At 52.6% G+C, this 18264-nt stretch carries 11 protein-coding genes and 1 riboswitch; of the genes, 5 read left to right on the top strand and 6 right to left on the bottom strand.

The features are described 5' to 3' along the window. The first annotated feature begins 194 nt into the window (after positions 1-194). From K7P01_RS01450 to K7P01_RS01460, 3 genes are read left to right on the top strand one after another with little or no spacing between them, the layout of a single operon-like run. Positions 195-710, top strand: coding sequence for a (2Fe-2S)-binding protein (locus K7P01_RS01450; protein ID WP_267289088.1), 516 nt, complete (start codon positions 195-197; stop codon positions 708-710). Next, entirely contained in the window at positions 707-1732 is a 1026-nt protein-coding gene (locus tag K7P01_RS01455; RefSeq protein ID WP_267289090.1) for an FAD binding domain-containing protein, read from the top strand. Before K7P01_RS01450 ends, K7P01_RS01455 begins: the two co-directional genes overlap by 4 nt. 12 nt (positions 1733-1744) lie before the next feature. Then, entirely contained in the window at positions 1745-3982 is a 2238-nt protein-coding gene (locus tag K7P01_RS01460; protein WP_267289092.1) for a xanthine dehydrogenase family protein molybdopterin-binding subunit, read from the top strand. Between the two features lie 13 nt (positions 3983-3995). Here the strand turns inward: K7P01_RS01460 and K7P01_RS01465 are convergent, their stop codons facing one another. Then, complete coding sequence (locus K7P01_RS01465; protein WP_267289094.1) at positions 3996-6068, bottom strand: PAS domain-containing sensor histidine kinase; 2073 nt, start codon at positions 6066-6068, stop codon at positions 3996-3998. Positions 6069-6290: 222 nt separating this feature from the next. On the opposite strand from K7P01_RS01465, the gene K7P01_RS01470 reads away from it, so the two are divergent. Then, entirely contained in the window at positions 6291-7364 is a 1074-nt protein-coding gene (locus K7P01_RS01470; protein ID WP_267289096.1) for a hypothetical protein, read from the top strand. A 16-nt stretch (positions 7365-7380) separates the two neighbouring features. Here the strand turns inward: K7P01_RS01470 and K7P01_RS01475 are convergent, their stop codons facing one another. The 3 genes from K7P01_RS01475 to metE form a co-directional block, all read right to left on the bottom strand. Continuing rightward, positions 7381-7845, bottom strand: coding sequence for a response regulator (locus K7P01_RS01475; protein ID WP_267289098.1), 465 nt, complete (start codon positions 7843-7845; stop codon positions 7381-7383). A gap of 109 nt (positions 7846-7954) precedes the next feature. Next, positions 7955-8914 (bottom strand): methylenetetrahydrofolate reductase, encoded by a 960-nt coding sequence (locus K7P01_RS01480; protein WP_267289100.1) that lies wholly within the window; start codon positions 8912-8914, stop codon positions 7955-7957. 118 nt (positions 8915-9032) lie between these two features. Further along, positions 9033-11333 carry a 5-methyltetrahydropteroyltriglutamate--homocysteine S-methyltransferase gene (gene metE / locus K7P01_RS01485; RefSeq protein ID WP_267289102.1) on the bottom strand — a complete coding sequence of 767 codons (2301 nt, stop codon included), beginning with the start codon at positions 11331-11333 and terminating at the stop codon, positions 9033-9035. Positions 11334-11352: 19 nt separating this feature from the next. Next, positions 11353-11557, bottom strand: a riboswitch (cobalamin riboswitch). A 149-nt stretch (positions 11558-11706) separates the two neighbouring features. Between metE and K7P01_RS01490 the strand changes: the two genes are divergently transcribed. Continuing rightward, positions 11707-12171, top strand: a complete 465-nt coding sequence (locus tag K7P01_RS01490; protein ID WP_267289104.1) for an Lrp/AsnC family transcriptional regulator — start codon at positions 11707-11709, stop codon at positions 12169-12171. Between the two features lie 12 nt (positions 12172-12183). Here the strand turns inward: K7P01_RS01490 and K7P01_RS01495 are convergent, their stop codons facing one another. Next, positions 12184-13191, bottom strand: coding sequence for a PorP/SprF family type IX secretion system membrane protein (locus K7P01_RS01495; protein ID WP_267289106.1), 1008 nt, complete (start codon positions 13189-13191; stop codon positions 12184-12186). Between the two features lie 14 nt (positions 13192-13205). Further along, positions 13206-18158 (bottom strand): T9SS type B sorting domain-containing protein, encoded by a 4953-nt coding sequence (locus tag K7P01_RS01500; RefSeq protein ID WP_267289108.1) that lies wholly within the window; start codon positions 18156-18158, stop codon positions 13206-13208. Between the last annotated feature and the right edge of the window lie 106 nt (positions 18159-18264).

Below are 18264 nucleotides of genomic sequence, written 5' to 3' on the forward strand. Positions count from 1 at the left end.
ATACGTGACAAAATAAAAAAGCATTCCTGACGCGCGCCTGCCACCTGCGCGCTGTGTTCTATACGTAAGGAAATATCCGGAGTTATTCGTTGGTATCACAAGGGCCACGAATGTGAAGGCCAATCGTGGTGTGTGCTTCGTAATTGGTGCGGGCATGAAAATAGAGGGCTATAATAAAACACCTTTTCGCGCTTATGGAATTACTGGATCAATCGACCGCCGCGGCGGTAGCTGGGAATGGATCGGTTATGGACGTCTCCCTAACGGTTAACGGCATTGACTGCGTCGTTTCCGTGCTTCCCTGGGTGAGCTTACTCGATACGTTACGAGAGCAACTTCACCTTACCGGAACAAAGAAAGGATGTGATCATGGACAATGCGGTGCGTGTACGGTACTCTGCAACGGCAAACGCATTGTGAGCTGCCTGACCCTCACGGTGGCCAATGATGGGGCCAGCATTACCACCGTGGAAGGGCTGGCGCAGGGCGACAACCTGCATCCATTGCAAGAGGCATTTATCGAGCATGACGCCTTCCAATGTGGCTACTGTACGCCGGGGCAGCTTTGTAGCGCGGTCGGACTGCTCCAGGAGGGTAAAGCCAATACGCTGGAAGAGGTGAAAGAGCTTATGAGCGGCAACCTCTGCCGGTGCGGAGCTTCCATAGGAATTGTGAATGCCATCATGGACGTTAAACAAAACCAAGCATGAATAACTTTTCCTATGTCAAAGTCGGCAGTGTGTCGGAGGCAAGAGCGCTCCGCGAAGGAAATGATCATGCGCGCTATCTGGCCGGCGGCACCAACCTCATTGATTTAATGAAGTATAAACTGGAAAGCGCCGGTACTTTAATTGATATTCATCACATCGATGAGAATCGAACTATCAGCTCCACCGAACAGGGGGGACTATGGCTTGGAGCGTTTGTGAGCAATGCCGACACGGCGTATCACCCGTTAGTAGAGCAACGCTATCCCCTACTCTCCAGGGCTATTCTTGCCGGCGCCTCGCCTCAAATTCGAAACATGGCCACTAACGGTGGCAACTTGCTACAGCGCACGCGGTGCTACTATTTTTATGACGCTTCATCGCCCTGTAACAAGCGGGAGCCGGGCTCGGGATGCCCGGCAATACAAGGGTACAACCGGAACATGGCTATCCTGGGAACCAGCCGACATTGCATCGCGGTGTTCCCTTCCGATATGTGCGTGGCCCTTGCTGCGTTGGACGCTACCGTCGTCACGCAGGGGCCATACGGTGAACGGCGGATTCCCTTCCACGATTTCCACCGGCTACCGGGAGAAACGCCCGAGATCGACAACAATCTTCAGATCGGCGAGATCATCGTGGGTATAGAACTTCCCCCGGAAGGCTTCCCCGAATACCATTCATACCTGAAGCTCCGCGACCGGAATTCATTTGCGTTTGCCCTGGTATCAGTGGCTACCGGTCTAACGTTAGATAACGGCGTCATCGCTGTGGCACGGATTGCGCTGGGGGGCGTGGCGCATAAGCCGTGGCGCATTGCGGAGGCGGAACAATTCCTGGTTGGGAAAGAGCCAACGCGGGAAGCTTTTGCCGGGGCAGCCGACATCATTCTCGCGGGGGCGGTGGGGTATGGTTTCAATACCTTTAAAATCGAGCTCGCAAAACGTGCTATCATTCGCAACGGCATGATGGCGCTGAATCCTGCCTCACAACGACCTGGCGCGCAACCCTCACTCGAACCTTAAAAATCTAACAGCATGGCAATTCATCCATCGGTTGGCAAACCCATCAGCCGGCTTGAAGCAAAAGAAAAAGTAACCGGCGCGGCCCGGTATGCAGGCGACTATCCTGTCGACGGCATGCTATATGGTTATATCGTCAATGCCACCATTACAAAAGGAAAAATTCTCCACATACACGCCGACGATGTATTGAACCTACCCGGTGTCGTAACGGTCATTTCGCATGAGAACAGGTTGTCATTACCCTGGTTGGACTTAAAGTATGCGGACATGGATGCTCCGCCCGGCAAAGTTTTTAAGCCGTTGTATGACAATGAGGTGAAGTTTAACGGACAGCCTATAGCCATGATTGTGGCAGAGACATTTGAGATGGCACGTTATGCTGCGTTTCATCTTCGCGTTGACTACCAGGCGGAAGAATTTCGCACCAATCTGGGGGAAAACATGGAAAGCGCGCGTCCGCCAAAAGTTGGATTGGCCACCTCACTGAAACCGCCGCCGCCGAAAGACCGCGGCGACTTTGTGACAGCATTCGAACACGCCGCCATCAAAGCGAGCGGGACTTTTCATCATGGCACGGAGCACCATAACCCGATTGAATTATTTGCGTCTACCGTAGTCTATGAGGGCGACAACACGCTTACGATTTATGACAAGACGCAGGGCACGGTCAACAGTCAGCTTTATGTGGCGAACATTTTCGGGCTGCATTATAAAGACGTGCGTGTAATATCACCGTATGTCGGCGGGGCCTTCGGGTCCGGGCTACGGCCGCAATATCAGTTATTCTTTGCCGCCATGGCGGCCTTGATGCTGAAGCGCTCAGTACGCGTCACGTTGGACCGCAGCCAGATGTTCACGTTTGGTCACCGGCCGCCGACGATTCAAAACACGATGTTCGGCTCAACGACGGACGGTTTGATCATCGCGCTCGGCCACGAGGCCGTGGCGGAAACTTCCCAATTCGAGGACTATACCGAAGTGGTGGTAAACTGGTCAAACATGCTTTACCCCGCACAGAACGTTCACACCGACTATAAGCTCGTGCCCCTGGACGTCTATTCGCCTTTGGACATGCGTGCGCCAGGCGGCAGCACCGGTATGCACGCGATTGAGAGCACCATCGACGAGCTGGCATACAACGCGGGCATCGACCCGCTGGAATTCCGATATATAAATTACGCCAACACCGATGTTAGTGTAGGCCGGCCGTATTCCAGCAAAGAGCTGAAGGAATGCTTCGCGCAGGGAGCCGAACGCTTTGGCTGGCATAAGCGTTCGCCCGCGCCGCGGAGCATGCGGCGGGGAAATCGACTCGTAGGGTACGGAATGGCTACCGGCATTTGGGAAGCGATGACCGCACCGGCGCGCGCGAAGGCTATACTCGATAAGGATGGAAGGCTTGTCGTTTCCAGTGCCATTACCGACATCGGAACAGGAACGTTAACGGTCATGACCCAGATCGCCGCGGACGAATTTGGCTTACCGATTGACGAAGTATCTTTTCACTATGGCGACAGCAAAATGCCGCTCGCCCCTATCCAGGGCGCTTCATGGACGGTATCGACTATAGGCTCGGCCATCAAACTGGCCTGCAAAGCCTTAAAAGAAAAGATCCTGAAGAAAGCGCGCACCATCGAAGGATCTCCCCTGAGCCACGCGACGCTCGACGACGTGGCATTCGTAAACGGTCAGATCACGTTGATCGCGAATCCGTCCACCGGTGTTTCGTTGAAAGACGTTATTCAAAAAAATCAGGGCCGTTCGATCGCTGCTACAAAGCTCTCGGTGCCTAATCCCTTGAAATTGAAGAAATATAGCCGGGCTGTGCACAGCGCGGCGTTTGTGGAAGTGGAAGTGGATGAAGAACTGGGCGTTGTGAATGTCACCCGCGCCGTCACGGCAGTAGCCGCAGGAACCATCATCAATCCGAAGACGGCGCGAAGCCAGATTTTAGGCGGTATGATTTGGAGTATCAGCAAAGCGCTGCGGGAGGAGACGATTCCTGATCACCGGTATGGTAAATATGTCAATCCCAACTTAGCCGAATATCATATCCCGGTGCATGCCGATATTCATGACCTTGATGTGATCTTTGTTGACGAGAAGGATGATATCGTGAATCCACTGGGTACGAAGGGCGTCGGCGAGATTGGCCTGGTCGGCATGCCGCCCGCCATCGCCAACGCAATCTTTCACGCGACGGGGAAACGAATAAACTCGTTCCCCATCCATTTTGAATCATTGATGTAATAAACAGCGTCCGTTACAATGCCGGTAGCTGTACAAAGAACGTCGCGCCGACGCCCTCAATTCCGGTGGCCCAGATTTTGCCGCCGTGGTGGTTGACAATCTTCTGACAGATCGCCAGGCCGATGCCGTGACCGCCGACTGATTTTACGGTGGTGAGCCGCTGGAAGATCTCGAACATTTTCATGGCGTATTGTTGATCGAAGCCTATGCCGTTGTCCGCTACTGAGATTCGGTGGTACCGGCCAGAACCTGCTTGTTCGTTGCTGCTCCCGGGTTCAATATATTCAGAAGCAATATGTATAGCGCTCCCGGGCTCTGACTTTGAAAATTTGACCGCATTGCCGATCAGGTTGTAAAACAGTTGATTCAATTGGTGCGGCACGCCACGAACAACGGGTAAATTATCCACCGTGACGGTGATCGATTTTTGAGCAAGGGCTACTTCGAAATCAACCGAGATGTCAGCCATGATCTTGTTCATGTCAACATCTTCAAACACCGTTTGATCTTTGTCGAGCCTGGAATATTCGAGCAGGTTTTTGATGAGGGTGCGCATCCGCGCGGTTGACTTTTCAATCTTTTGAAAATATGAGTCGGCCTTCGCATCTACCGGGGCAGTTAGGTTTGTCTTGAGAAGGCCGAGGTATACAGTCACTTTTCGCAACGGTTCCTGCAGATCGTGTGACGCCACGTACGCGAACTGCTCGAGCTCGCGGTTTGATTGCTGTAGTTGGGCATTGGTCTCGGCCAGCTTGTCGGTACGATCCTGAACCCGCCGTTCAAGCTCCTGCTCGATTAGTTTCTGGTCATGAATATCGCCGGCGGAACCTATCCACTTGGTGATGGCGCCGTGCTCGTCTTTCAACGGCGCTATGGCACCGGAAAACCACCGGTACTGCCCTGTGCGATTATTGCGCAGGCGGTACTCACCGGTCCAGGGTGTACCCTCTTGCACGCTGACCAGCCAATTGTTTACAACAGCTTCTACGTCGTCTGGGTGGATCAGGCTGGCAAAGTCGGGCGCGGCATCTTGTATTGACACCCCGGTATAATCTTCCCAGCGCTGAGAAATAAAGTCCGTCTTTCCAGCGGTGTCGATCGTCCAGACGATCTGAGGAATGGAGGTTACCAGTAGCCGGAATAAACGCTCCTGCTCGATCAGTTTTTGTTCGTGGGTTTTTCGATGGGTAATGTCGAGTACCGTGCCGATGTAGCGTTGTGCTTTACCGTTGGTATCGAAATGCGAGCGGCCTTTCGCACGAATCCAGCGCAGCTTGTGATCTTCTACACCGATGGTGCGGTACTCGCAGTCATAGTAGCCGTCGGAGCCGTCGGCCATCGCATCACTGTTGATTTTAGCAACGCGGTCACGGTCGTTCGGGTGTAAGGCGTTTAGAAAAACTTGCCAATCGACATATGCTTCCGGCGATAAGCCGAACAGCTCTTTGCAACGTGCGTCCCAAACCAGGACGCCGGTTTGGGGATCGAAGTCCCACGTGCCCAGTTCGGCCGATTCGATCGCCAGGCGCAATCGCTCGGTTTGCTGTTTAAGCCGCTCTTCGTCATGTTTTGCTTTGGTAACATCGCGCATGGATCCCACCATGCGTACCGGCCGCTTTCCGGCATCGTGCCGTACATAGCCGCGATCGTGTAGCGTGGCGTATGTTCCGTCGGCTTTCCTGAAACGGTATTCCGCCGTCCAATTAGCCTCGCCTGAGTCGATTACCTGGTGGATGCTGCTGACCACGCGGTCGCGGTCTTCCGGGTGGATCAGATCATACCAAAGGTCTACTGTTTCCTTTATTTCTTCGGCAGTGTACCCGAACGCGGTTTGGAAAGTATCGCTCCACCAGATCGTATTATTCAGCAGGTTCCAGTCCCAAACGACGTCGTGTGTGGCCATGGACGCATACTGGAACCGTTCGTTCATAAAGCGCAAGTCGGCGACCGTCGCGGCATGGCTGAGCAGCAGCTCTTCGGCTTGCTTTTTATCGAATGGTTCCGTAAAAAGTGGTTTGGATACTTCAGGGAGCTGAATACCGCCGTCGCCATCAGGCGCGGGGGGCAAGTTTGTAGGACTTTCCATAGAGCGTCAGACCGAAATTTACGGGTTTTGCAGCATCGTAAATTCCTGTGCCAACAAATAAAGTTTGGATTGACACTGGTCACCACCGGAAGTGTACAACGTGGATCGAGCGCGTGCGTGATGGCCCTCCAGGCGCCGTGCACCTCGTCCGTAGCGGAGTACCCGAAAAGGTCATAGACAGTGCAGCCGCCGGGGCTTACTTTTGTAAAAACCCTGCTTTGTATGAAAACCAATGCCCACACGTTATATATTTCTTATTATGCTGTCTGGAGACGTGCTTTTTCAATACTGACGGTGCTGCTGCTGGCGGCCGGTTCCTGTAAGGATGACGATGCCGGGCCAACGCAAGCGTCAGGCTGCAGACTTGTGCTGATGACTACTACGAGCAACGGACGGGAAAGTGAAACGGTGACGTCGACCACGGTCGGAAAGTTGGGGACCACGTACGATGACAAGGGAAACGAGACCGGCAGCACCACTTCCTATGACTACACGTACAGCGATGGAACCACTTCGACTTATGCCGGCACAATCAGCAGAGAATATGATGAGGCGGGCTTTTTGTTGCGTACCGTGAACCAGTCGACCCGGACGGAACGCGACAAGTCTACGAGTATCAATAACAGTGATACCCGGTACACCTATGAGAATGGCCGCCTGATCAAGTCGATCAGCGAAAGTACCTATACCGGCGGTAAGCAAACCAGTACATACGTGTATGAGTATGACAGCGATGGCAACCTGATACAATTCACAAGCCTTTCCACCAACGACGTTACGAAGTTCGAATACATTGGAAAAAAACTGGTAAAGGTTACACACGTGGACGCCAAGGGTGTGGAGACCCATCCTTTCTTTGAATACGACAGCGATGGGCGGCTTTTAAAATGGATCGAACCGCACGCCAGCTATACGGAAGAGTACCGGTACGAGTACGACGACAACGGGCAGGTAACACGCCGGGAGCGCTACATCGACGGAAAAACAAGCTCCGCCGACGTGACGGAATACGACACGCGTCAATCACCTTATATCAACCGAAGCGCGCGGCCGAAAGGCCATCCGATAATCCCCAGCAGTTATTCGGAAGTGGTGAGGGAAAACAATGCTGTGCGGGGGACCTATTATGACGGCGATGCCGCCGGTACAGGCTGGGAGGTGCGCGCATCCTCGGTAACCGCTTATGACTATAACGCCAGTGGCCTACCGGTAAGCGCTACCGGAAAGAGTTTTGATAAGAACGGCGTGGAAAGTTCCAGCAGCACGGCCGTATACGAATACGACGGTTGCAATTAAATAAGCAGGTCACTACTTAGGGGTGCTGGCAGTCATTCCAGTAATGCAGAATGCGCTCGAACCTGTTTTTCGTTTCTTCGTAGGTATTGCCTTTCAGGAAGAAGCCTTGCACGGTTAAATCGTAGGCCAGCTTCACCTGGCTCTCGGAGGCAGACGTGGAAAAGAATATAAAGGGAATGCTTTTGAGGCGCAAGTGTTCGTCCTGGTTAATTAAGGCGCGAAGTTGCAGGCCATCGAGCTGCGGCATATTGATGTCGCAAAAAATGATAAACGGGGATACGCTTTCGTTTTTGAGAAAATCGAGCAGCTCAAATCCAGTATGAAAAACGTGGATCCAATCGCCGACACCTAACTCGACGCAGATTTCTTTAAAAATCGCATGATCGTCTTCGTCGTCATCTACCAGCAGGATCGGCGCCGTGATGTTTATGAAATCATGCTTTTTGGCCTGTGAGGGCCGGAATTTTCCGGGGTCTGACATAGTATGCTATAAGTTGCCGATAACAGTTAAATAATGCTAATAAAGTGGCAACAAATTGCTATGCCGCCCCGGCCCGTGGTCGGCAATGTTATGGATTCGAATCTGTTTTTTATGCTACAGACGATTGTGCCACTGTAACCTTTCGAACAGCATTGGTCTCCAGCATCTCGGCAATTTTATTCACCATATAGATGGAAGCTTCGATCTCGTCCGTTCGGATGGCAACGCTTTCGATATTGAATCCAAAAGGAATGGCGCGGGCTGCGCAAAGCGCCGTCAGCTCGGAAGCAATATCCAAACAGACCTGAACCGATTTTTCAAGCATACTTTCTGCTGCTCTGAAGTCTTGTTTCAGATCATCCGGCACGTGAATACCCAGCCACTCCATAAAGTCCAATGTCTTTTCCGATCCACAGACGGTGAGCGTAAAAATAATGGTCGGGAACGTCGCACGTTCCGTTTTGCAGGTATGCTCCAAATCTTCTATCACTTGTTTGGCATACGCCACATTGAAGACGCACTGCGATATGAAGTACGATACGCCGCAGCCTGCTTTATCGAGAATGCGTTTGTCTTCATCTTTCAATACGGCGTGTCTTTCAGGTATTGTTACGGCACCTATGACGGACGTTGCTTTGTGCTTGCTCCAGATCTTGTAGGCCTCCGGCAAGCTTGTTTTCACGGGATAGTCCGGCGCAGGCACGCCGACGAATACAGGATAGAACGTATGCTTATGAAGATCCTCCAGCCAGTGCGATAACTCGTCTTTCGAAAATTTGGCGGCGGGGCGATAGATGATCTTCGGAACTTTCAGGTCCTGAAGGTATTGACTGGCGAACTCGAACGGGTCCTGCGCCTGAAAAAAAGGAAAGGGTCTCTCGACTGCCGTGCGTGCTGATTCGTCTTGTACGTCGTACACGATCAGTGCATCGATGTCCAGTGGCATGAGCCTGGCCATTGTCTTTTGGGCGATCTGTGCAATCCGCTCGGGAGCTGTTCCAACTTTTGGAGGCGTAATCCCGTATGTCAGGATCCCCGACTCGCGGGACTTGATCTTGTCTAAAAACATAACTACTGTTAGCCTTGAAAATTATACAATGATATTCATTATCCGATTTTTAACCTACGGAACGGCCCGGTATATATAGAAAACTGCGGGCGATGTCGCCCGCAGTTTATACGTCGGATTATGCTTCTACCTGGATTGTCTCCCGTGCGTGCCGGGCGGCCGCTACCATGTTCTCCAGGGCGGCTTTTGTTTCCGGCCACTTACGGGTCTTCAGACCACAGTCGGGGTTCACCCACAAGTGTTGTGCCGGCAGCAAGCCGGCGGCTTTGACCAGCAGCGAGGCCATCTCCTCCGTGGTTGGCACACGCGGCGAGTGAATGTCGTATACGCCGGGGCCGATTTCATTCGGATACTTAAAGTGGGCGAACGCCTGGAGCAGCTCCATCTGCGAGCGGGAGGTCTCGATAGTGATCACATCGGCATCCATCGCGGCGATGTGCTCGATGATGTCATTGAACTCGCTATAGCACATGTGCGTGTGAATTTGCGTCTTATCTTCCACGCCGCTTGCCGTGATCCGGAAGGCTTTTACAGCCCAACCCAGGTACTGCGCGCGCTTGCCTTTACGCAACGGCAGGCCTTCGCGGATAGCCGCCTCGTCGATCTGAATGATGCCAATGCCGGCTTTCTCTAACGCCAACACCTCGTCGCGGATGGCCAACGCAATCTGATTCGTGGTTTGCTCGCGGGGCTGATCGTCACGCACAAAGGACCATTGAAGGATGGTGACAGGACCCGTCAACATACCTTTCATCGGCTTATCCGTTTGGGCCGCTGCAAATGTACTCCAGCGCACAGTCATGTCTTTCGGACGGCTTACGTCGCCATAGATCACCGGCGGCTTCACACAGCGGCTGCCATAGCTTTGTACCCAACCGTTTTTGGTAAACAGAAATCCATCAAGCTGCTCGCCGAAATACTCCACCATGTCGTTACGCTCGAACTCACCATGCACCAGTACGTCGATGCCCAGTTGTTCCTGCCAGCGGATTGCATCGATGGTCGCTTGCTCGATAAACTTTTCGTATTGCGCGACGGTGAGCTCACCGCTCTTGAGCCTGGCACGCAGCTGGCGGATATCGTCTGTCTGCGGGAATGAACCGATGGTCGTGGTCGGAAATGCAGGCAGGCTAAAACGTTGGCGCTGCAGTTCCTGGCGTACCGGGAACGCGCTTTTACGAGTCGCATTGCCTTCGGTGATGGCGTTGACGCGGTTCTTCACGGCCGGCTTGTGCACTTTTTGCGACACGCGGCGGCTCTCGATGGCTTTTTGATTGGCTTGAAGCAAATCTTTGTTTCCTTCGGCTATCTGCTTCAATGCGCTGACTTCGCTCAGTTTTTGCCTGGCAAAGGCCATCCAGTTTTTAATCTCCGGATCAAGCGCCGTCTCCAGGTCGAGGTCGATTGGGCTATGCAGGAGCGAACAGGAAGGTGCAATGATTACTCTATCGGCTCCTAGTTTTTGAACGGCCTTGTTGATCAAGCTCAAGGATTTTTCGTAGTCGTTCTTCCAGACGTTGCGACCATCTATCACCCCGACGGAAAGTTGTAGTTGCTCCGGAATCCATGTGAGTACCTCTTCCAGTTGCTCGGGGGCGCGCACCAAATCGATGTGCAGCGCGTCGATCGGAAGGTTCACGGCCAGCTGCGTGTTGTCCGCCAGCGCTTCGAAATACGTTGCCACCAATATTTTAATACCGCTTACCTGGCTGGCTATGCGACGGTAGGCAAAGTCAAATGCTTCTTTTTCTTTTTTGGAAAGATCCAGTGCGAGGCAAGGTTCGTCTAACTGAATCCATGCTGCCCCGAGCTGTCGCAGGCGGTTGATGATTTCAACATATACCGGTACCAGTTTTTTGATCAGGTCTACCCGCTCAAATCCCGGCTCTTTTTCTTTCCCCAGCAGCAGGTAACTTACAGGCCCCAGCAACACGGGCTTCGCTTTCTGACCGAGCAGCTCTTTGGCACTGGTATACTCACTGAATACCTTTTCCGACAGGATCTTGAACTCTTGTGCGGCCGTGAATTCCGGCACAATATAGTGGTAGTTGGTATCCAGCCATTTGGTCATCTCCATGGCCGTGAGGTCTAATCCTTCTTTTTGATACCCGCGGGCCATGGCAAAATACAGGTCCATTTCGCCGTTGCCGGTTGCCTTCGACACCAGCGGTGCATAACGCGGGGGAATGACACCCAGCAGCAAGCTCGTGTCCAGCACCTGGTCGTAATAACTAAAATCGTTGCAAGGAATGAGATCGATGCCGGCGGCTAATTGGGTTTGCCAGTTCTCTTCCTTGATCTTGCGGGCAACCTGTGTCAATTCGTTGAGATCGATCTTGCCGGCCCAATACTGTTCATTCGCTTTTTTCAGTTGTCGTTGGCCACCAATACGCGGGTAGCCCAGGTTTTGCGTTAGCATTTTGTTAAAATGGTTAAATGAATAATATCCGGTAAAGGCAGGTCTCCTGGCTTGTAACATTCTCCGCCGTCCTTCCCAAGCTCCCGATAGCGATCGTAAGCGCAGTGGACATTAGCAGCGGAAAATTTTATTACGTCACTTACAGTTGCGCGACAGCCCGTGATTCTCACACGGTTCCCTTTTCATTTCGATCTTCATCGAAAACCATTCCGGTGGATGTGTAGCAGTGCTAAATTCTGAACAAATCTATTAATTTGGTTTTAATCACTTCAAAACAGGCATCAATTCGGCATAATAATCTACATTTGAGGCACTATTAAAAATATTTTTCTTTAGACACATCGTATCCGACCCCTGAAAAGGAAATTATTCTATGGAAGAAACACTCGACGATACAGACATTCAACTATTAAAACTCCTGGGAGCAGATTCTAATGTGACGATGAAAGAGTTGGCCGCGAAGGTGAATCTATCGCCGTCGCCGGTCTTTGAGCGGGTAAAAAGGTTGGAGGCGAATGGCTATATTAAAAAATACATCGCCCTGATCGACGCTGAAAAGCTTAACTATGGGTTGATTGTCTTTTGTAACATCAAGCTGAAGCAACATGACAAAAGCATCGGCCACCAGTTTGTCTCAGACATTCTGCGGCTGAAGGAGGTTGTCGAGTGTTATAATATTTCGGGCGATTTTGACTTCCTGCTGAAAGTCTATGCGAAGGATATGAAACACTACCAGGATTTTGTGTTCAACAAATTGGGCTCGGTAAAAAGTATTGGCAGTACGCATAGCACCTTCGTGATGTCCGAGAATAAAAATTCGTATAACATCAATCTATAGCGGACTTCTTTTTTATCTAAATCGGGTGTCATTGTAGAAGGCCGGACATGGAATAAGTTTGTTCTTGTTAAGCTTCTTCTTCGCCGGTAGTTCATACACGAGCGAAAACTCATGTGCGCCACCGGTACCCGCGCCAAGCGACGAAATTGTAAAATCGTAGCTGTACCCGGCTGTCAGATTCCGTATATGCAGGCCCAGAAAAAGAATAAGCGCATCCTGGTCTACTGCGTTTGTTACATTCTTGGTCAACGGTTTACCGCGGTACCAGACGCCGAGCGAAATGGGGTCTGTGTGAAAATTGACTCCCGCATCGAACTGAGAGAATGTTTTCCCCTGGAGGCGGTAAATAAACGAAGGGGTAAGGTATAGCTCTCGCGCCGCACTGGTTCTGGTCAGTGTCATTCTAATACCGGCGTGGACGGTCGTCCTCATACTGAGCCGGTCGTTTTCTCCCAGCGGCGACAACTGCGGCCTGTTAAGATGAGAGACTGCCGCGCCAAGCCAGACTTTTTTGGTGTATAATAGAAAGCCCGAGCCAAAATCCATGTATTGGGAGTTGGTCAACCTGTTTACTGCCGGATCCATCGTAGCGCCGCCGTACTGCAGCACATCCCCCATTCTCAACTTCGAGCGATCAAGCCCGTTGCTTCCATAGCCGAAGGAAATTCCGGGAGAAAAGATCAGCGCCTCATTGACCCGTACCTTGTATGAATACAGGAGATGAACGGCATTCGATCGCCAGTTCATAGAGCCCATTTTATCGGAGCTTATCATTATCCCTACACCGCTTGCAATTCTTGGCAGGTATGCATCGTAAGACACCGCGTAGGTGGAGAATGCCTGAGGAAGGCCCGGCCATTGAAGGCGGTGGTTCACGACAAATCGTTGCCGCGCGGTCAGGCCGGTAAAGCCAGGATTCAGAAATAGCGGAGCCTGATAATATTGGGAGAACAGAGGATCCTGGGCAAAGGCACTGCCCCCGGCAAGGAGGAAAATCAACGTTAAGAATATTCTTCTCATGGCACATTAAAATGTTAATGAATCAATCCAACGTCTCCCATCCGGGTATCCTGCTCACCATTGGACAACGTCATTTCAATTTTATATACATAGACACCGGCGTGCATCAGCTCACCCGCCGCGTTGTAACCGTCCCAGCCCACCTCGGGGTCCTCCGTTTCGAATACCTTCGTTCCCCAGCGATTGAAGATCTGCATTCTATACGTTCTCACCCCCTTTACGATCGGCCGGAAAACATCGTTGATCCCTTCGCCGGAGGGCTGGCCACCAGTCGGTCCATTTTCATTCGGGGTGAACGCATTCGGAATTTGTATATATCCACCCTCGCGTACCGCCACTTGCGTCGTTGCCGTATCATAGCAAATCAACGACCCGTCCATACTACCATCACCATCTACGTCCTGATGACCGTGGTCTATTCCGGCCTGCAGCATAATGAAGTATGCACCTTCCTGCTGATAGGTGTGCGTAGGTTCAAAGAGCGACGACGTTTCTCCATCGCCGAAAGACCACTGGTACGTATCGGCCCGGGAAGAGAAGTTCAAAAGCTTTAACTCCGTATCCGGAGCATAGATGACGTTGTTATTTACCGTGAAGGCAGCATAGGGAACATCCAGAACCCTGATATCTGAAACCTGCACCTGATCCGACTCCCCTGTGGCGGAGTGTGTAGCGGTCAACTGAAGCCGGTAGGTGCCGGGACTTGAAACGGTAAATTGAGGATTTATCAGATTGGAGGTCGCGGCAACACCCCCTTCACCGTATAATGTCCAACTGTACGTGTCTGCTCCCGTCGACAAGTTCTGCGCCACAATTGTCGCTGGAAAGCAGGATGCCATCGGGGTAGCGTTAAAGGACGCAAGCAAATCCTCCGGCGGAGGAAGCTCCTTCACAGTGATGACCATGCTGGCGGTTTCACTCGCACACATCGCGTTATTTTCCCGCACCGAAAGGATAATGTCTTCCGTCAGTACGTTCACCAGAATATTGCCGGTGGCCTGCCCCTCTACAATATACGCGCCACCAGAAGAGTTATCGGACCGCCGCCTGATCTCCCAATTATATATCGACGACGGGTAATTGTTAGGATTCACGGAATAGGGAATACCTCGCGCGTTCTCATATACTTCCGGCGCCCCGACGATCGCAGGCTTTACGGGCGCTGCATCGACACGGATTGGTTTCTCTACGGCAGCCCCCATACAGCCGTTTAATTCCGGCGTTACTTTTATCGTGCCCGTGAGTACGTTCGGAAATTGCAGGAGCAGGTAAAAATCACTCTCCTCCCCGCCACCAAATACCCGAAATCCATTCACGCCTTCCGGCACCTCCCAATGGTACGTTGCCCCGGGAATAGGTGTAACCTGGTAGGTTTCGAACGGCAGCTCACCCTCCGGCGTTGCGGAATGTCCCTGGCAAACAGATTCGCGACCAAAGATCGCGCTTACAGCCGGTACGGGATTCACAACGATCACCACTTTCGCCACACTGAAACAGAAAGGCGACATATTCTTTGTTATCCGTGCGTAAATATCTCTTCGCCGTGTGACGTCGATATCCGTATCGATCGCGTTAATGTTCTGTTGTGCCTCCGCCAGGGACGCATACCATTTGATTGTTATATCCGACTCTTCCGTAACGGCGTCTCTAAACTTTGCTGCTGACAGGTCGACACCCGAAACTGTGACAGCTCCGGCCGTTTCGTCGCAAAGCGCCACAAGACCGTCCATTACCTTCGGCGCCGGCAGCACGCGGACGGTAAGCTTCGCCTGAGCCGAACAGCCCGTCCCTGTATCCTCCACTTGCGCAAAAAAGAGCTCACCGTCTGTAACCCCCGACTGAATCGTGCCGGAATTCACAGGGATCATGCCGGTGCCTCTGTACCAGCTGATCTCCCGTTGCGCGGCAGGCAACGTTGTGACGGAGTTTTCGGATAGCGATAAATCGATTTGCGTGGTACCATTGAATATCTCACACGGCTGTACGGTGGCATCCCGCACATCGGGGAGGGCAACGCGGCCCACCTCCATGGTGGAGGGCTTCGACACGCAGCGCCCGCTTGCGCTTGTTACCGTCCACGTAAACAGGACCCGGGATGGCGGAGCAGGCAATTGTGTCACCGCGGTATAAGGATCTGTCTCATCGGCAAAAAGGACTCCCGTATTGTTTGTGCTCCAGCGGCCCGCGGCTCCATACATGGGCGCGTCGGCGCGGAGTTCAACCTCGGCGGAGCAAACGAAGGGAATGTCCGCACCGGCGTTTGCCACTGGTGTTCGGTCTATTTGAATGGTAATGGCGCGCTCGATGGAGGGACATACGCTCGTAGGCAACGGAACGGCCACCAGCTTGACACGAATCGGGGTGCCCGATGTATAGTCATCGAGGGTCGGAGTATACGAAGCGGTGATCGTTCCGGACGATGCACTGCTGCCCGAGACATTTCCATGGCCGTTTACATTGGCCCAGTACGCGGTGCCTGCGTTACCTTCCACGGTACCGGAAAGAGCGATCGGGAGCAGCCCTTCGGGGTCTATACAGATTACGTCTGTATCATTTGCCGCAACGCCTATGGGCCGATCGAACCGTATAGTAACATCGTCGGTCTTCAGGAAACAGTTATTGCCACCGCTGCTGATAGACCATCGCACGGTATATACGCCATAGCCGCTTTCACTTGACAGTCTGATGGACGATGTTGGTGATAAGGGATCTTCGATTGTCACATGGCAGCTATTATTGTCCTGGCAGTTTTGCGGGCCGCTCACCAGGGTCCATCGGCCTACGCCTTTTTGTGGCGCGTTGCCGGAAAGGGTGGTCTCCTTCCCGCATAGCGCCTGATCCGGACCGGCCAGGGCATCCGAGGGCGTGGTTCCAAAATCGACAATGACATCATCATACCGCTGGCAGATGTCGTTCGTTACAGTCCAACGCAATGTATACGCGCCGGCGTTCTCGCGTAAAATCGAGATGGTAGCATTAGGGGCATTGACGTTGCTAAACTGCGGCGCAGGGAGATTCGCCGGCACGCTGGCAATATACGACCAGCGTCCGACGCCCACACTCGGGACGGTGGCATCCAAAGGGTCCGAAACCAGTGATGAGCAATGGAACTGGTCGGACCCTGCATATACCGGTGTCGGTAGAGCAAAAACCTGTACTGTACTCGTGGTGCTGTATAGCTCGGCACAGCTTCCGTTTCCAACGACGGCCCGGAACGTGTATGTACCGGGGGTAAGAATGCCGGGTACAATGTAGTTGTCGCCGGAGACTCCTGTGAATGGTATAAACGAGGCGAGATCTTTCCTGACCTCCCATCGCTTGATCACTCCTACTGCTTCCGACAGTGAAAGCGTGTCCACTGCACTTCCCTCACATACGTCTTCCGCCAGCGACACCACTCCGCCGACCGGCGCTTTATGCACTTTGAAAAAGTATTTCTTATTTACAGCACATGCCGGAGCGCTGGAATAGGACTCCGAAACTGTAATCGCGCGGTCGACAGACAATTGTCCCTGAAAATCTGTAACGTCGACTGCAAACATCGCAGTGGATGTCGCACCCGGCAACAAATTGACACCATCGGACCCCACCCACGTGTATTTTGTCGCGCCGCCCGTAGGCAACACTGGCGCCGGCGGAAGCGCTACCGACAATGTGCCACTGTTACAGATATCCGTGGGAACTGCTTGTATAGGCGCGCCTACTTCGAGCCGCTCGCGTATGGTGCGAGTCACCATCGTTTTCGAGCTTTCACATGTGACGACACCCGTAGTTGGTTGCTGACTGGCCCATACCTTATATACCCCTGCCGTTGTGTTCGAAACCCACGCCGGGTGCGCCGTGACCAGGAGGGTTCTGCTCGTGCCCAGCAACGCTCCCGGACGGTCGGGCCCTGGTATATTCTCGTACCACCGGATTGTATTCGCCAGGGGAACGCCCGTAACAGAAAATGCTTTCGGAGTAATCCCGTTACAGACAACCTCGCTCGACGTAACCGGCGCAGCCGGTGGAGCAATGACCCTGATAGTGGACGTTCGTTGGATGGGTTGATGATCGCCGTTTACACGATCCGCGGGAGGCCCCGGTATATTGGGGTCATCGTATGGGTTGCAGAAATTCCAATAGCGCAAGATGATTGTAAAGACGTCTCCTGGCTTTGCAAATCCAGCACCGAAGCCACCCGGCGCAGTAATTTCAAGCGATGGTGACCTTCTCGGATCGTCGACCCGCACGGGCGATGCCAAGTACAGCGTGCCCCGTGTATCAGCATAATTAGATATAATATCCGCGCCACTCGCAGATGTCACCGGTGTTCCATTAACCGATACGTTTGGTATTTTATTTCCCACCACCGGCCCGTTATAAATAATCTGCCGCCACCGGTCTTCCACGTTTGGCGACTCGATCGCATCCGGTGGAAGCTGGACATATTGGGAGTTGCAGTTGAACACGCTGCGGTCGTCAAATGCAATACGAAGGTCGCTCCCTTCGCACACAAGATGCTCAGCCGTGTTTGTTACCGGCGAAATCAAACCAATGTCGCCGCCGTTAAAGGCATCCGTACGCCAGGACGATATTTTCTGAATTTGCCGGGTATTGGAGCAGGCGGCACCGTTGTAGCGGATCGTCATCGTAACAACGTACTCACAACCACTCTCGCGCGGAAAGTCGTGCGTCCGCTCCTGGTAATAGAGCCGCGAGCCCGCTGTCAATGTTACAACTTCGGAAGGACTCCCGTCTCCCCAGTCGTACACTAATTCCAGCTGCCCTGCCGGCACCGGCGAAGCAAACTGTATAGTATAAATGAGATTGGCACTGACAGGAGCGCACAGTGCTGCCGGAACTTTGTTACTGCCCAGGGCAGCCACCGCAGGCAAACCGATGCATTGTGAATACACGTGGCTGCCCGATAAAAGCAGGGCTGTAAAAAAGAGCAGAACGGATATTTTTTTACGAAACTCTTGCATGATCGTTTAGTAACGGTGTAGTGTTGCTATGATAAGTTAATTAGTACCGACGTTTTTTAAAAATATACGAGCGGATATCCCTGCCGGGTATAAGTGTATAGAATGA

The sequence above is a fragment of the Parachryseolinea silvisoli genome, from assembly GCF_021190955.1.
Lineage (GTDB): Bacteria > Bacteroidota > Bacteroidia > Cytophagales > Cyclobacteriaceae > Ohtaekwangia > Ohtaekwangia silvisoli.

Excerpts from the sequence above, each read along its gene's own strand:
- K7P01_RS01450 (WP_267289088.1), top strand. The coding sequence starts at position 195 with ATGGAATTACTGGATCAATCGACCGCCGCGGCGGTAGCTGGGAATGGA.
- K7P01_RS01455 (WP_267289090.1), top strand. The coding sequence starts at position 707 with ATGAATAACTTTTCCTATGTCAAAGTCGGCAGTGTGTCGGAGGCAAGA.
- K7P01_RS01460 (WP_267289092.1), top strand. The coding sequence starts at position 1,745 with ATGGCAATTCATCCATCGGTTGGCAAACCCATCAGCCGGCTTGAAGCA.
- K7P01_RS01465 (WP_267289094.1), bottom strand. The coding sequence starts at position 6,068 with ATGGAAAGTCCTACAAACTTGCCCCCCGCGCCTGATGGCGACGGCGGT.
- K7P01_RS01470 (WP_267289096.1), top strand. The coding sequence starts at position 6,291 with ATGAAAACCAATGCCCACACGTTATATATTTCTTATTATGCTGTCTGG.
- K7P01_RS01475 (WP_267289098.1), bottom strand. The coding sequence starts at position 7,845 with ATGTCAGACCCCGGAAAATTCCGGCCCTCACAGGCCAAAAAGCATGAT.
- K7P01_RS01480 (WP_267289100.1), bottom strand. The coding sequence starts at position 8,914 with ATGTTTTTAGACAAGATCAAGTCCCGCGAGTCGGGGATCCTGACATAC.
- metE (WP_267289102.1), bottom strand. The coding sequence starts at position 11,333 with ATGCTAACGCAAAACCTGGGCTACCCGCGTATTGGTGGCCAACGACAA.
- K7P01_RS01490 (WP_267289104.1), top strand. The coding sequence starts at position 11,707 with ATGGAAGAAACACTCGACGATACAGACATTCAACTATTAAAACTCCTG.
- K7P01_RS01495 (WP_267289106.1), bottom strand. The coding sequence starts at position 13,191 with ATGAGAAGAATATTCTTAACGTTGATTTTCCTCCTTGCCGGGGGCAGT.
- K7P01_RS01500 (WP_267289108.1), bottom strand. The coding sequence starts at position 18,158 with ATGCAAGAGTTTCGTAAAAAAATATCCGTTCTGCTCTTTTTTACAGCC.